Origin of the sequence: Claveliimonas bilis, from assembly GCF_030296775.1 — a bacterium.
GTDB lineage: Bacteria > Bacillota > Clostridia > Lachnospirales > Lachnospiraceae > Claveliimonas > Claveliimonas bilis.
The window spans coordinates 829,430-841,848 of the sequence record NZ_AP027742.1; the positions used below are offsets into that span (position 1 = coordinate 829,430).

The 12,419-nt window shown below is 42.7% G+C and carries 24 protein-coding genes; all 24 read left to right on the forward strand.

Going from position 1 to position 12,419, the window contains the following annotated elements; genetic code table 11:
* Window positions 1-3 precede the first annotated feature (3 nt).
* The 24 genes from rpsC (at window position 4) to R2J37_RS04045 (ending at window position 12,338) form a co-directional block, all read left to right on the forward strand.
* On the forward strand, window positions 4-660 hold the full coding sequence (gene rpsC / locus R2J37_RS03930; protein WP_230106998.1) for a 30S ribosomal protein S3: 657 nt from the start codon (window positions 4-6) through the stop codon (window positions 658-660).
* A complete protein-coding gene (gene rplP, locus R2J37_RS03935) occupies window positions 660-1,097 on the forward strand; it encodes a 50S ribosomal protein L16 (RefSeq protein ID WP_087174182.1) in 438 nt (145 codons plus the stop codon). Before rpsC ends, rplP begins: the two co-directional genes overlap by 1 nt.
* Window positions 1,087-1,290, forward strand: coding sequence for a 50S ribosomal protein L29 (rpmC, locus tag R2J37_RS03940; RefSeq protein ID WP_076780560.1), 204 nt, complete (start codon window positions 1,087-1,089; stop codon window positions 1,288-1,290). The genes rplP and rpmC overlap by 11 nt, the downstream gene beginning before the upstream one ends.
* Before the next feature lie 86 nt (window positions 1,291-1,376).
* Complete coding sequence (rpsQ, locus tag R2J37_RS03945; protein WP_230107549.1) at window positions 1,377-1,580, forward strand: 30S ribosomal protein S17; 204 nt, start codon at window positions 1,377-1,379, stop codon at window positions 1,578-1,580.
* A gap of 19 nt (window positions 1,581-1,599) precedes the next feature.
* A complete protein-coding gene (gene rplN / locus R2J37_RS03950; protein ID WP_230106997.1) occupies window positions 1,600-1,968 on the forward strand; it encodes a 50S ribosomal protein L14 in 369 nt (122 codons plus the stop codon).
* Window positions 1,969-1,985: 17 nt separating this feature from the next.
* Window positions 1,986-2,297, forward strand: a complete 312-nt coding sequence (gene rplX, locus R2J37_RS03955) for a 50S ribosomal protein L24 (RefSeq protein WP_230106996.1) — start codon at window positions 1,986-1,988, stop codon at window positions 2,295-2,297.
* A gap of 23 nt (window positions 2,298-2,320) precedes the next feature.
* Complete coding sequence (rplE, locus tag R2J37_RS03960; RefSeq protein WP_230106995.1) at window positions 2,321-2,860, forward strand: 50S ribosomal protein L5; 540 nt, start codon at window positions 2,321-2,323, stop codon at window positions 2,858-2,860.
* An 11-nt stretch (window positions 2,861-2,871) separates the two neighbouring features.
* Complete coding sequence (locus tag R2J37_RS03965) at window positions 2,872-3,057, forward strand: type Z 30S ribosomal protein S14 (RefSeq protein WP_154476718.1); 186 nt, start codon at window positions 2,872-2,874, stop codon at window positions 3,055-3,057.
* 15 nt (window positions 3,058-3,072) lie between these two features.
* The gene (gene rpsH, locus R2J37_RS03970; RefSeq protein ID WP_230106994.1) at window positions 3,073-3,474 is read left to right on the forward strand and encodes a 30S ribosomal protein S8; all 402 of its coding nucleotides are present in this window, start codon (window positions 3,073-3,075) and stop codon (window positions 3,472-3,474) included.
* Window positions 3,475-3,658: 184 nt separating this feature from the next.
* Complete coding sequence (gene rplF / locus R2J37_RS03975; protein WP_230106993.1) at window positions 3,659-4,201, forward strand: 50S ribosomal protein L6; 543 nt, start codon at window positions 3,659-3,661, stop codon at window positions 4,199-4,201.
* A 17-nt stretch (window positions 4,202-4,218) separates the two neighbouring features.
* The gene (rplR, locus tag R2J37_RS03980; protein ID WP_230106992.1) at window positions 4,219-4,587 is read left to right on the forward strand and encodes a 50S ribosomal protein L18; all 369 of its coding nucleotides are present in this window, start codon (window positions 4,219-4,221) and stop codon (window positions 4,585-4,587) included.
* Between the two features lie 15 nt (window positions 4,588-4,602).
* Entirely contained in the window at window positions 4,603-5,112 is a 510-nt protein-coding gene (gene rpsE / locus R2J37_RS03985) for a 30S ribosomal protein S5 (protein ID WP_230106991.1), read from the forward strand.
* A 14-nt stretch (window positions 5,113-5,126) separates the two neighbouring features.
* Window positions 5,127-5,306 carry a 50S ribosomal protein L30 gene (gene rpmD / locus R2J37_RS03990; protein ID WP_230106990.1) on the forward strand — a complete coding sequence of 60 codons (180 nt, stop codon included), beginning with the start codon at window positions 5,127-5,129 and terminating at the stop codon, window positions 5,304-5,306.
* Window positions 5,307-5,335: 29 nt separating this feature from the next.
* A complete protein-coding gene (gene rplO / locus R2J37_RS03995) occupies window positions 5,336-5,776 on the forward strand; it encodes a 50S ribosomal protein L15 (RefSeq protein ID WP_230106989.1) in 441 nt (146 codons plus the stop codon).
* Window positions 5,776-7,092, forward strand: coding sequence for a preprotein translocase subunit SecY (gene secY / locus R2J37_RS04000; RefSeq protein ID WP_230106988.1), 1,317 nt, complete (start codon window positions 5,776-5,778; stop codon window positions 7,090-7,092). The genes rplO and secY overlap by 1 nt, the downstream gene beginning before the upstream one ends.
* Before the next feature lie 136 nt (window positions 7,093-7,228).
* Window positions 7,229-7,873, forward strand: coding sequence for an adenylate kinase (locus R2J37_RS04005; protein ID WP_230106987.1), 645 nt, complete (start codon window positions 7,229-7,231; stop codon window positions 7,871-7,873).
* A gap of 4 nt (window positions 7,874-7,877) precedes the next feature.
* On the forward strand, window positions 7,878-8,633 hold the full coding sequence (map, locus tag R2J37_RS04010; protein ID WP_316266267.1) for a type I methionyl aminopeptidase: 756 nt from the start codon (window positions 7,878-7,880) through the stop codon (window positions 8,631-8,633).
* A 16-nt stretch (window positions 8,634-8,649) separates the two neighbouring features.
* Entirely contained in the window at window positions 8,650-8,907 is a 258-nt protein-coding gene (locus R2J37_RS04015; protein WP_230106985.1) for a KOW domain-containing RNA-binding protein, read from the forward strand.
* A gap of 5 nt (window positions 8,908-8,912) precedes the next feature.
* A complete protein-coding gene (infA, locus tag R2J37_RS04020; protein ID WP_004607275.1) occupies window positions 8,913-9,131 on the forward strand; it encodes a translation initiation factor IF-1 in 219 nt (72 codons plus the stop codon).
* 156 nt (window positions 9,132-9,287) lie between these two features.
* Complete coding sequence (gene rpmJ / locus R2J37_RS04025) at window positions 9,288-9,401, forward strand: 50S ribosomal protein L36 (RefSeq protein WP_005339020.1); 114 nt, start codon at window positions 9,288-9,290, stop codon at window positions 9,399-9,401.
* 492 nt (window positions 9,402-9,893) lie between these two features.
* Window positions 9,894-10,262: a 30S ribosomal protein S13 gene (gene rpsM / locus R2J37_RS04030; RefSeq protein ID WP_076780581.1), complete on the forward strand. Its 369-nt coding sequence runs from the start codon at window positions 9,894-9,896 to the stop codon at window positions 10,260-10,262.
* A gap of 51 nt (window positions 10,263-10,313) precedes the next feature.
* Window positions 10,314-10,709, forward strand: coding sequence for a 30S ribosomal protein S11 (gene rpsK, locus R2J37_RS04035; RefSeq protein WP_230106984.1), 396 nt, complete (start codon window positions 10,314-10,316; stop codon window positions 10,707-10,709).
* Window positions 10,710-10,727: 18 nt separating this feature from the next.
* A complete protein-coding gene (gene rpsD, locus R2J37_RS04040) occupies window positions 10,728-11,321 on the forward strand; it encodes a 30S ribosomal protein S4 (protein WP_230106983.1) in 594 nt (197 codons plus the stop codon).
* Between the two features lie 57 nt (window positions 11,322-11,378).
* Window positions 11,379-12,338 (forward strand): DNA-directed RNA polymerase subunit alpha, encoded by a 960-nt coding sequence (locus tag R2J37_RS04045; RefSeq protein WP_316266268.1) that lies wholly within the window; start codon window positions 11,379-11,381, stop codon window positions 12,336-12,338.
* Window positions 12,339-12,419: the final 81 nt, after the last annotated feature.

The following is a 12,419-nucleotide window of genomic DNA, read 5'->3' on the forward strand; positions in this document are numbered from 1 at the left end:
ATTATGGGACAGAAAGTAAATCCTCATGGCTTGAGAGTCGGCATTATCAAAGATTGGGACTCTAAATGGTATGCTGAAAAAGATTTCGCTGACTACCTTGTAGAAGACCATGAAATCAGAACATTTCTGAAGAAGAGATTATACAGCGCAGGAATTTCCAGAATCGAGATCGAAAGAGCATCTGACCGTGTGAAGATTATCGTTTACACTGCAAAGCCGGGTGTTGTGATCGGTAAGGGCGGTTCCGAGATCGAAAAGGTAAAAGCAGAACTTGCTAAGTTTACAGATAAGAAACTGGTTGTAGATATCAAAGAAGTTAAGAGACCGGACAAAGATGCACAGCTGGTAGCAGAGAATATCGCACAGCAGCTTGAGAACCGTATCTCCTTCAGACGTGCAATGAAATCCTGCATGTCCAGAACAATGAAGGCCGGAGCTCTTGGAGTTAAGACTTCCGTATCCGGACGTCTTGGCGGAGCAGATATGGCTCGTACAGAATTCTACAGCGAGGGAACTATTCCTCTTCAGACACTGAGAGCAGACATTGACTACGGATTCGCCGAAGCTGATACCACATACGGAAAAGTTGGTGTGAAGGTATGGGTATACAAAGGTGAAGTTCTTCCGGAAAAGGCAGCAAAGGAAGGGAGCGATAAATAATGTTAATGCCAAAAAGAGTAAAACGTCGTAAACAGTTCCGTGGCTCCATGAAAGGAAAAGCACTTCGTGGAAACACACTTTCATATGGTGAATATGGTATCGTTGCAACAGAGCCTTGCTGGATCAGATCAAACCAGATCGAGGCTGCCCGTATCGCTATGACACGTTATATCAAGCGTGGCGGTAAAGTTTGGATCAAAATATTCCCAGATAAACCAGTAACTACGAAACCAGCTGAAACACGTATGGGTTCCGGTAAAGGTACCTTAGAATACTGGGTAGCAGTTGTAAAACCAGGACGCGTAATGTTCGAGATCGCAGGCGTTCCGGAAGAAGTGGCAAGAGAAGCTCTTCGTCTTGCAACACACAAGTTACCTTGTAAATGTAAAGTCGTTTCTCGCGCAGACTTAGAAGGCGGTGATAACAGTGAAAATTAATGCATTTGTAGAAGATTTAAGAACAAAATCAGCTGCAGAGCTGAACGAAGAATTAGTAGCTGCTAAAAAGGAGCTCTTCAATTTAAGATTCCAGAACGCAACAAACCAGTTGGATAACACAAGCAGAATCAAAGAAGTAAGAAAAAATATTGCAAGAATCCAGACTGTAATTACAGAAAAGAGCAATGCCTAGCTTTTTGAGCAAAATGCAGAGAAAGGAGTAACACCGTGGAAAGAAATCTTAGAAAAACACGTGTTGGTAAAGTAATCAGCAATAAGATGGATAAAACGATCGTAGTTGCTGTAGAAGATAATGTAAAACATCCGCTTTACAACAAAATCGTAAAGAGAACTTATAAATTAAAAGCCCACGATGAAGCAAATGAATGCAACATCGGTGACAAGGTAAGAGTTATGGAGACAAGACCGTTATCAAAAGATAAGAGATGGAGACTTGTCGAAGTTATGGAAAAAGTAAAATAGTATAAGGAGGGAAACCTGCATGATACAGCAAGAAAGCAGACTGAAAGTAGCAGACAATACAGGTGCGAAAGAGTTACTTTGTATCCGCGTGCTTGGAGGTTCCACAAGAAGATATGCAAGCATCGGAGACGTGGTAGTTGCAACTGTTAAAGATGCAACACCAGGCGGCGTTGTAAAAAAAGGTGACGTCGTAAAAGCTGTAGTTGTACGTACTGTAAAAGGTACTCGCCGTAAAGACGGTTCTTATATCCGCTTCGACGAAAATGCTGCTGTTATTATTAAAGATGATAAAAATCCAAGAGGAACCCGTATCTTCGGGCCAGTAGCAAGGGAGCTCCGTGATAAACAGTTTATGAAAATTGTTTCCCTGGCTCCGGAAGTACTTTAAGGAGGTGCGAGAATAAGATGTCAACTATGAAGATCAAAAAAGGCGACATGGTTAAAGTGATTGCCGGTAAAGATAAAGACAAAGAAGGCAAGGTCATCGCTGTAAATCAGAAAGACGGTACAGTTCTCGTTGAAGGTGTCAACATGCTGACAAAGCACACAAAACCAAGTGTTGCAAATCAGAATGGCGGTATCGTTCATCAGGAAGGACCTATTGATATATCCAACGTAATGTACATCCATAAAGGAAAAGCTACAAGAGTAGGGTTCAAGATGGATGGAGACAAGAAAGTGCGTGTTGCAAAATCAACAGGCGAAGTGATTGATTAATTTGAGGAAGGAGGTCCAGTGCTTTGAGCAGACTGAAAGAACAGTACCAGAACGAGATCGTTGATGCAATGATCAAAAAGTTTGGTTATAAAAATATTATGGAAGTGCCGAAACTTGACAAAGTTGTTGTCAATATGGGTGTCGGCGAAGCAAAAGATAATGCAAAAGTTTTAGAGTCAGCAATCGCTGATATGGAAAAGATCACAGGACAGAAAGCAGTCGTTTGTAAAGCAAAGAAATCCGTGGCTAACTTCAAAGTAAGAGAAGGAATGCCGATCGGCTGCAAGGTTACATTAAGAGGAGAAAAGATGTACGAGTTCGTTGACCGTCTTGTAAATCTTGCTCTGCCTCGTGTACGTGACTTCAGAGGTGTAAATCCAAACGCATTTGACGGAAGAGGAAACTATGCTCTTGGTATCAAAGAGCAGCTCATTTTCCCTGAAATTGAGTACGATAAGGTTGACAAAGTCAGAGGTATGGATGTCATTTTTGTTACAACGGCTAAGACAGACGAAGAGGCTCGCGAGCTGTTAAAACAGTTCAACATGCCGTTTACAAAATAAGGAGGTAAATTATGGCTAAGACAGCAATGAAAATTAAACAGCAGCGTAAGCAGAAATTTTCTACAAGAGAATACAGCCGCTGCAGAATCTGCGGTCGTCCGCATGCATATTTAAGAAAATATGGAATCTGCCGTGTTTGCTTCCGCGAACTGGCATACAAAGGACAGATCCCAGGTGTGAAGAAGGCAAGTTGGTAAAGGAGGAAGCAATCCATGACAATGAGTGATCCAATTGCAGATATGCTTACAAGAATCCGTAATGCAAATACTGCGAAACATGATACAGTAGATATTCCTGCATCAAAGATGAAAATTGCTATTGCTGACATTCTGGTGAATGAAGGATATATCACAAAATATGACATTGTAGAAGACGGAGCATTTAAGACAATCCGTGTGACACTGAAATACGGTGCAGATAAGAACGAGAAAGTAATTTCCGGTCTGAAGAGAATTTCCAAACCAGGACTTCGTGTTTATGCAAGCAGCGAAGAACTTCCGAAGGTTCTCGGAGGACTTGGAACAGCGATCATTTCCACAAATCAGGGAGTGATCACAGACAAAGAAGCAAGAAAACTCGGCGTAGGCGGAGAAGTTCTGGCTTTCGTATGGTAAAATTTTGAGACAATTTGCGGGACAGAGGATACACCACAGCCACTAGGCTCGTGAAGGGCCTCGCCAAGTGGGCTGGGTGCACTTTCGCACTAAGCTCGTGAGGATCTCGCTAAGTGCTCAATGTGACTGAAAACAGAGCAGACAAAGCATCTGCTCCGAAAATTTAAGTTAAGGAGGATATGGTATGTCACGTATAGGAAGACTGCCAATTACAGTTCCAGCAGGGGTTACTGTTGAAATTGCAGAGAACAACAAAGTGACTGTAAAAGGTCCGAAGGGAACTCTTGAAAAAGAGCTTCCGGTAGAAATGGAAATCAAGCAGGAGGGAGATCAGATCGTCGTAACAAGACCGAACGATCTGAAGAAAATGAAATCTCTCCATGGTCTGACAAGAACACTGATCAACAACATGGTTGTCGGTGTAACAGAAGGATACAAAAAGGTTCTGGAAGTCAACGGTGTTGGTTACAGAGCTGCAAAAGCCGGAAATAAGCTGACACTTAGCTTAGGATACTCTCATCCGGTAGAGATGATTGACCCAGAGGGAGTTGAGACTGTTCTGGAAGGACAGAACAAGATCACTGTTCAGGGAATTGACAAAGAAAAAGTTGGCCAGTATGCGGCTGAGATCAGAGACAAGAGAAGACCGGAGCCATATAAGGGCAAAGGTATCAAGTATGCTGATGAAGTGATCAGACGTAAAGTTGGTAAGACTGGTAAGAAATAAATAAGGAGAGTGTGAAAATGGTTAGCAAGAAATCAAGAACAGAAGTACGTGTTAAAAAACACAGAAAAATCCGTAACCGTTTCAGCGGTACACCTGAATGCCCACGTTTAGCCGTATTCAGAAGTAATAATCATATGTATGCACAGATTATTGACGATGTGGCAGGGAACACTCTGGTTGCAGCTTCCACTCTTCAGAAAGACGTGAAAGCGAACCTGGAAAAGACAAACAACGTTGATGCAGCTGCATATCTTGGAAAAGTAATTGCTGAGAAGGCACTTGAAAAAGGCATCAAGGAAGTTGTATTTGACAGAGGCGGCTTCATTTACCATGGTAAGGTTCAGGCATTGGCAGATGCAGCTCGTGAAGCTGGACTGGAATTTTAGGAAGGGAGAACACAGATGAGACAGGAACGCATTGATGCTAGTCAGTTTGAATTAGCAGAAAAAGTGGTAGCAATTAAGCGTGTTACCAAAGTTGTTAAAGGTGGTCGTAACTTCAAATTCACAGCTTTAGTAGTTGTAGGTGATGGAAACGGCCATGTTGGAGCAGGATTAGGAAAGGCTACCGAAATTCCGGAAGCAATTCGTAAAGGAAAAGAAGATGCAGCAAAGAATTTGATCTCTGTTGCACTGGATGATCATGGAAGTATTACACATGATCAGATCGGTAAATTCGGAAGTGCATCCGTACTTCTGAAGACAGCGCCCGAAGGTACTGGAGTTATTGCCGGAGGTCCGGCACGTGCCGTTATCGAGATGGCAGGTATCAAGAACATCCGTACAAAATCTCTTGGTTCCAACAATAAGCAGAATGTAGTACTTGCTACGATCGAAGGATTGAGAGAAGTAAAAACTCCGGAAAAAGTATCTAAGCTTCGTGGAAAATCCATCGAAGAGATCGTAGGCTAAGGAGGTAGATGAAAGTGGCAGATTTAAAAATCACATTAGTAAAATCTACAATCGGTGCCGTACCGAAGCATAAGAAGACAGTAGAAGCTTTAGGACTGAAAAAAGTAAACAAGACTGTTGTTTTGCCGGACAATGCAGCAACAAGAGGTATGGTAAAACAGGTACAGCATTTAGTAAAAGTAGAGGAAGTTTAATTTAGACTATAGAGTAAGGAGGTGTCATAATGGACTTATCAAACTTAAGACCAGCTGACGGAGCTAAGCACAGTGATAATTTCAGAAGAGGACGCGGACATGGTTCTGGAAATGGTAAGACTGCCGGAAAGGGACACAAAGGACAGAAAGCTCGTTCAGGCGGCACAAGACCGGGATTTGAAGGCGGACAGATGCCATTATACAGAAGAATACCGAAGAGAGGATTCACTAACAGAAATACAAAGACTATCGTTGGAATTAATGTGAGCGCTCTGGAAGTATTTGATAATGACGCTGTTGTTTCTGTAGAAACATTAAAAGAAGCAGGCATCGTGAAAAACGCAAAAGACGGTGTAAAAATTCTTGGAAATGGAGAATTAACTAAGAAACTTACAGTGCAGGCCAACGCTTTCAGCGCAGGCGCTGCAGCTAAGATTGAGGCTCTTGGTGGAAAAGCAGAGGTGATCTAATGTTTAAAACAGTGCGACGGGCATTTCAGATAGAGGATATTCGCAGGAAGATCCTGTACACATTCATGATGCTGATCGTAATCAGAATCGGATCTGAACTGCCGACACCTGGCGTAGATCCTGACTTTATAAAAGACTTTTTTGCACAAAACACTGGTGAGGCATTTAACTTCTTTAATGCCATCACCGGTGGTTCATTTGAGCAGATGTCCGTTTTCGCCCTCAGTATTACACCATATATTACATCCTCGATCATTATGCAGCTTCTGACTATTGCAATTCCCAAACTGGAAGAAATGCATAAAGACGGGGAGGATGGCCGTAAAAAGATTGCAGCGATCACACGGTATCTTACCATTGGACTCTCTTTGATCCAATCTACTGCCATGGCTGTAGGATTCGGACGTCAGGGACTTTTGGTAGAGTTTAATTTTGTTAATGCTGCAATCGTGGTTTTGACATTGACGGCGGGAAGTGCTTTCCTTATGTGGATTGGCGAGAGGATCACGGAAAAAGGCGTTGGAAATGGTATTTCCATTGTACTTGTCATTAACATTATTTCTCGTATTCCAAACGATATGTATACGTTGTTTGAGCAGTTCGTTAAAGGGAAAAGCCTTGCATCAGGCGGACTTGCGGCTTTGATCATTATTGCGATCATTCTGGCCCTTGTTGTCTTTGTCATTTTCCTTCAGGATGGACAGAGAAGAATTGCAGTACAGTATTCACAGAAAGTCCAGGGAAGAAGAACATTTGGCGGACAGTCTACCTACATTCCGATGAAGGTCAACACAGCCGGTGTAATTCCGATTATCTTTTCTTCATCGCTGATGCAGACACCAATTCTGATCGCGTCATTTCTGGGAAAAGGTGATGGAAACGGCATCGGAAGTGAGATTCTCCGCGGATTGAATCAGGCGAATTGGTGCAATCCACAGAATATCAAATATACGTGGGGGTTGCTTGTTTACATTTTATTGACTGTATTTTTTGCTTATTTTTATACATCCATTACATTTAACCCAATGGAGATTGCGAACAATATGAAAAAGAGCGGCGGTTTCATTCCGGGCATCCGTCCGGGAAGACCAACTGTGGAGTATCTGACAAAAATATTGAACTATATTATTTTTGTAGGTGCTTGCGGTTTGATCGTCGTACAGGTTGTTCCGATTATCTTTAATGGATGGCTGGGAGCAAATGTTTCATTCGGCGGTACATCACTGATCATTATTGTCAGTGTAATTCTGGAAACGATCAAACAGATCGAATCACAGATGATGGTCCGCAACTATAAGGGATTTTTAAATAACTAGATACCCTAAGAGGGACTCTGGCGGTTGGTCTGGAATATTGAATTTCAGGTCAGATCCGCCGGGGTATATTTGCTTTTAAACTCGCGGAAGAAATATATTTTCGCGGGTTAAAATGCTATAAGGAGGAGATAAGCCTATGAAGATCATTATGTTAGGTGCGCCTGGTGCCGGAAAAGGGACACAGGCAAAAAAAATTGCAGCTAAGTATAATATTCCCCACATTTCCACAGGAGATATTTTCCGTGCAAATATTAAAAACGGTACGGAGCTTGGAAAAAAAGCTAAGACTTATATGGATCAGGGACTCCTTGTGCCGGATGATCTTGTTGTAGATCTTGTTGTGGACAGAGTAGGTCAGGATGACTGTGAAAGAGGATATGTTCTGGATGGATTTCCAAGAACGATCCCGCAGGCGGAAGCGCTTACCAAGGCACTTGCCGATATGGGACAGAAAGTAGACTATGCTATCGATGTGGATGTACCGGATGAGAATATTGTGCGCCGTATGTCGGGAAGAAGAGCATGTGTGGGATGCGGAGCTACATATCATGTTGTATATGCACCGACGAAAAAAGAAGGTATCTGTGATACCTGCGGCGGTGAACTGATTCTTAGGGATGATGACAAGCCGGAGACTGTACAGAAGAGACTGAATGTATACCATGAGCAGACACAGCCGCTGATTGATTATTATACAGAAGCCGGAATTTTAAAGACAGTAGACGGAACTGTGGACATTGATGATGTATTTCAGTCAATTGTAGATATTTTAGGAGCGTAAATCTATGTCAATTACGATAAAATCTTCCAGAGAAATTGAGCTGATGACAGAAGCAGGAAGAATTTTGGAAATTGTTCATAACGAACTTGCAAAAGCACTGCATCCGGGTATGAGCACTCTTGATATTGACAAACTTGGGGAAGAGGTGATACGCAGCTACGACTGTATCCCCTCCTTCCTGAATTATAACGGGTATCCGGCATCCATCTGCGTATCAGTAAATGATGAAGTTGTGCACGGGATTCCCAGCCCCCACCGAATCATTCAGGATGGCGATATTGTCAGCCTGGATGCCGGTGTGATCTATAAGGGGTATCACTCTGACGCTGCGAGAACTCATGCAGTCGGAGAGATAAGTAAAGACGCGGCAAAGCTGATCGAAGTCACGAAACAATCCTTTTTTGAAGGTATAAAGTATGCAAAAGAAGGCAATCATCTATTTGATATATCTTCTGCCATAGGCCGGTATGCGGAAAGCTTTGGATATGGAGTTGTCAGAGATCTGTGCGGACATGGCATCGGTACCAGTCTGCATGAAGCTCCGGAAATACCGAACTATGTACAGAAGAGGAAAGGCGTACTGCTGAAAGCAGGCATGACCCTTGCTATTGAGCCAATGATCAACGCCGGAACATGGGAAGTGAACTGGATGGATGATGACTGGACAGTCGTGACAAAGGATCATTCCTTATCGGCGCATTATGAAAATACTGTGCTGATCACAGAGGGTGAGCCGCAGATACTGACTTTGACGGAATAAGTAAAAGGAGCGGCTGATGGAAAGATATAAGGCGGGAATGCTTGCCAGATCACTGGCAGGACATGACGAAGGACAGATATATGTAATAATTGAAAGCGAAGCTTCATATATATATTTAGTGAATGGGAAAAACAGAACGCTGGATAGGCCGAAGAAAAAGAAAGCGAAGCATGTCCGCCTGATTCGGGAAGAACACGATATTGCCGGAATAAATGATGCTGGAATACGGAAAATCATAAAAGAGTTTGTGAAAGAAGGAAAACAGGAGGAATAGAGAAAATGTCAAAAGCTGACGTAATTGAAATTGAAGGAACTGTAGTAGAAAAACTGCCGAACGCAATGTTTCAGGTAGAGCTTGAAAACGGACATCAGGTATTGGCCCACATCAGCGGAAAACTGCGTATGAATTTCATTAAAATCCTTCCGGGTGATAAGGTGACACTGGAGCTGTCTCCGTACGACCTTTCAAAGGGAAGAATCATTTGGAGAGATAAGTAATATTTTTGAGATTTTAAATAAGAAATCTATTGACTTTGCTTGATGCGTAGTGCTATACTATATAAGCGCGTTTCTGGGTATTTCTATGCCTTGTTACGGGATGCCCGGAAAATCAGTGCAGGAACAAGCAGGCAATGGATGAAAGGAGGATTTGACGTGAAGGTTAGATCATCAGTAAAACCAATTTGCGAAAAATGCAAAGTTATCAAAAGAAAAGGAAGCGTTCGCATTATCTGCGAAAATCCAAAGCATAAACAGCGTCAGGGCTAATACTGAACACTTAGTGAATGCAAGCGGCTACGCGCAGCATAAATTTAGTGAGAAGATTCGTCCCAAGCGTTAGTGAACGCAAGTCGTCAGACGCAGCGTGAGCTTAGGCGCACGGACGTGTAGATCTATGTTAGCAGATTGATAGTTTATGCATTAATTTAGGCGGCTGATAGCATGACACACCAGGGTGTGTGTGGAGTGGTCGTGCTATTTAATATACATGAAACACCGACAAGGGCAGTGGTTTCTGCAAGGTGGCTTCTAGTATATTGCTTACAATACCGGCGGTCATTGGCCGATTTGAGATCGGTTGCCGGAAAGGGCGTGAATACCGACACGCCTGGGCTGGGATATCGGATAAGATATGAGTTGTCTTTCTTTATGGAAAGAACGGCTTCACAGAATTCCGGTAGGGTGACAAGAGAAAGAGGTCTGCCCGCAGCCTCAATTTAGGACAATATTAATTTAAAGAATCAATGGAGGGAAAATCACATGGCTCGTATTGCAGGTGTAGACTTACCAAGAGACAAACGTGTTGAAATCGGACTGACATATATTTATGGTATCGGAAGACCGAGCGCAACTCGTATTTTGAAGGAAGCAGGAGTAGATCCTGATATCCGCTGCAGAGATCTGACAGATGAAGATGTTAAAAAGATCAGTGCAGTAATCGATGAAACACAGATGGTAGAGGGTGATCTTAGAAGAGAGATCGCTTTAAATATTAAGAGACTGCAGGAAATCGGATGCTACAGAGGTATCCGTCACAGAAAAGGACTCCCGGTTCGCGGTCAGAAGACAAAGACTAACGCAAGAACAAGAAAAGGTCCAAAGAGAACAGTTGCAAATAAGAAGAAATAATTTAGTGTTTGAGTGAAACAATACAAAAATTAAGAAAGTAGGTTAGTTTAAATGGCAAAGAAAGTTACAAAGAAAGTGACAAAAAGACGTGTCAAGAAAAACGTTGAACACGGACAAGCACATATCCAGTCATCTTTTAACAATACAATCGTAACATTAACAGATGCACAGGGAAATGCTCTGTCATGGGCAAGTGCTGGCGGTCTGGGATTTAGAGGTTCAAGGAAATCTACTCCATATGCAGCTCAGATGGCAGCAGAGACAGCTGCTAAAGCAGCATTGATTCATGGACTGAAGACAGTAGATGTTATGGTAAAAGGACCGGGTTCAGGAAGAGAAGCGGCAATCCGTGCTCTTCAGGCATGTGGAATTGACGTTACAAGCATCAAAGACGTTACTCCGGTACCGCATAATGGATGCCGTCCACCGAAACGCAGAAGAGTCTAATTAGGAGGTAAATGAAAAATGGCAGTAAATAGAGTTCCGGTTCTTAAAAGATGCCGTTCACTTGGCATGGATCCAGTTTATCTTGGAATTGATAAAAAGTCTAACAGACAGCTCAAAAGAGCAAACAGAAAAATGAGCGAGTATGGTCTTCAGCTTCGCGAAAAACAGAAAGCAAAATTCATCTACGGTGTATTGGAAAAGCCGTTCAGAAATTACTATAAAAAAGCAAAACAGCAGAAGGGTATGACAGGTACAAACCTGATGGTTCTTCTGGAGTCAAGACTTGACAATGTAGTATTCCGTATGGGATTTGCAAGAACACGCCGTGAAGCAAGACAGATCGTAGACCACAAACATGTTCTTGTAAATGGAAAACAGGTAAACATTCCGTCTTATCTTGTGAAGGCCGGAGATGTAATTGAGATCAAAGAAAAATGCAAAGGTTCTCAGAGATATAAAGACATCCTTGAGGTAACAGGCGGACGTCTTGTGCCGGGATGGATCGAAGTAGATCAGGAAGCTTTGAAAGGTACAGTAAAAGAACTGCCGACTCGTGATGAGATCGATGTTCCGGTAGATGAAATGCTGATCGTCGAGCTGTATTCTAAATAATTAACTTAGAGAATTACCCTTCGGTAATCCGAACAACCCACAAGGAGGGACCGCATAGTGTTTGATTTTAATAAACCAAATATTGAAATTACAGAAATATCAGAAGATAAGAGATATGGAAGATTTGTAGTAGAACCTCTGGAAAGAGGATATGGTACAACACTTGGTAATTCTCTTAGAAGGATCATGCTTTCTTCTCTTCCTGGAGCTGCAATCAGCCAGGTGAAGATCGACGGAGTGCTGCATGAGTTCAGTTCTATCCCGGGTGTAAAAGAAGATGTTACTGAGATCATCATGAATCTGAAATCACTGGCAATCAAGAATACGTCCGAGACCGATGAGCCTAAGACTGCATATATTGAGTTTGAAGGCGAAGGAGTCGTAACCGGAGCTGATATTCAGGTGGATTCTGACATTGAGATCATGAATCCGGAGACTGTCATTGCTACATTAAATGGCGGCGCTGACAGTAAGCTCTATATGGAGCTGACGATCACAAAAGGACGCGGCTATGTAAGTTCTGACAAAAATAAGAGCGAGGAGCTTCCGATTGCAGTGATTCCGATCGACTCTATCTATACACCGGTTGAACGTGTCAACCTGTCTGTAGAAAATACTCGTGTCGGACAGATCACTGATTTCGATAAACTGACATTAGATGTCTGGACAAACGGAACACTTTTTCCGGATGAAGCTGTAAGTCTTGCGGCAAAAGTACTTAGCGAACATTTGAAACTCTTTATCGATCTGTCTGAAGTAGCGCAGGCTGCAGAAGTAATGATCGAGAAAGAAGATGACGAAAAAGAGAAAGTACTGGAAATGAGCATTGATGAGCTGGAACTTTCCGTACGTTCTTACAATTGCCTGAAGAGAGCAGGAATCAATACAGTAGAAGAGCTGACAAACCGTACTCCGGAGGATATGATGAAAGTCCGCAACCTGGGACGCAAATCCCTGGAGGAAGTATTAGCAAAATTAAAAGAACTTGGCTTGGAACTGAGCCAAGGAGAGGAGTAGAGAGGGCGAAGCCCTCGATGCCGATTGAACTGCTAATGTTCAAGCGGCTTCCACACTTATTGCCCTGTCTGTCAGTAAGCC

Excerpts from the sequence above, each read along its gene's own strand:
- secY (WP_230106988.1), top strand. The coding sequence starts at position 5,776 with ATGTTTAAAACAGTGCGACGGGCATTTCAGATAGAGGATATTCGCAGG.
- rpsQ (WP_230107549.1), top strand. The coding sequence starts at position 1,377 with ATGGATAAAACGATCGTAGTTGCTGTAGAAGATAATGTAAAACATCCG.
- rpsK (WP_230106984.1), top strand. The coding sequence starts at position 10,314 with ATGGCAAAGAAAGTTACAAAGAAAGTGACAAAAAGACGTGTCAAGAAA.
- rpsC (WP_230106998.1), top strand. The coding sequence starts at position 4 with ATGGGACAGAAAGTAAATCCTCATGGCTTGAGAGTCGGCATTATCAAA.
- rpsM (WP_076780581.1), top strand. The coding sequence starts at position 9,894 with ATGGCTCGTATTGCAGGTGTAGACTTACCAAGAGACAAACGTGTTGAA.
- rplP (WP_087174182.1), top strand. The coding sequence starts at position 660 with ATGTTAATGCCAAAAAGAGTAAAACGTCGTAAACAGTTCCGTGGCTCC.
- infA (WP_004607275.1), top strand. The coding sequence starts at position 8,913 with ATGTCAAAAGCTGACGTAATTGAAATTGAAGGAACTGTAGTAGAAAAA.
- rpsE (WP_230106991.1), top strand. The coding sequence starts at position 4,603 with ATGAGACAGGAACGCATTGATGCTAGTCAGTTTGAATTAGCAGAAAAA.
- R2J37_RS04005 (WP_230106987.1), top strand. The coding sequence starts at position 7,229 with ATGAAGATCATTATGTTAGGTGCGCCTGGTGCCGGAAAAGGGACACAG.
- rplR (WP_230106992.1), top strand. The coding sequence starts at position 4,219 with ATGGTTAGCAAGAAATCAAGAACAGAAGTACGTGTTAAAAAACACAGA.
- R2J37_RS03965 (WP_154476718.1), top strand. The coding sequence starts at position 2,872 with ATGGCTAAGACAGCAATGAAAATTAAACAGCAGCGTAAGCAGAAATTT.
- rpsH (WP_230106994.1), top strand. The coding sequence starts at position 3,073 with ATGACAATGAGTGATCCAATTGCAGATATGCTTACAAGAATCCGTAAT.
- rplF (WP_230106993.1), top strand. The coding sequence starts at position 3,659 with ATGTCACGTATAGGAAGACTGCCAATTACAGTTCCAGCAGGGGTTACT.
- rpsD (WP_230106983.1), top strand. The coding sequence starts at position 10,728 with ATGGCAGTAAATAGAGTTCCGGTTCTTAAAAGATGCCGTTCACTTGGC.
- rplN (WP_230106997.1), top strand. The coding sequence starts at position 1,600 with ATGATACAGCAAGAAAGCAGACTGAAAGTAGCAGACAATACAGGTGCG.
- rplX (WP_230106996.1), top strand. The coding sequence starts at position 1,986 with ATGTCAACTATGAAGATCAAAAAAGGCGACATGGTTAAAGTGATTGCC.
- map (WP_316266267.1), top strand. The coding sequence starts at position 7,878 with ATGTCAATTACGATAAAATCTTCCAGAGAAATTGAGCTGATGACAGAA.
- rplO (WP_230106989.1), top strand. The coding sequence starts at position 5,336 with ATGGACTTATCAAACTTAAGACCAGCTGACGGAGCTAAGCACAGTGAT.
- R2J37_RS04015 (WP_230106985.1), top strand. The coding sequence starts at position 8,650 with ATGGAAAGATATAAGGCGGGAATGCTTGCCAGATCACTGGCAGGACAT.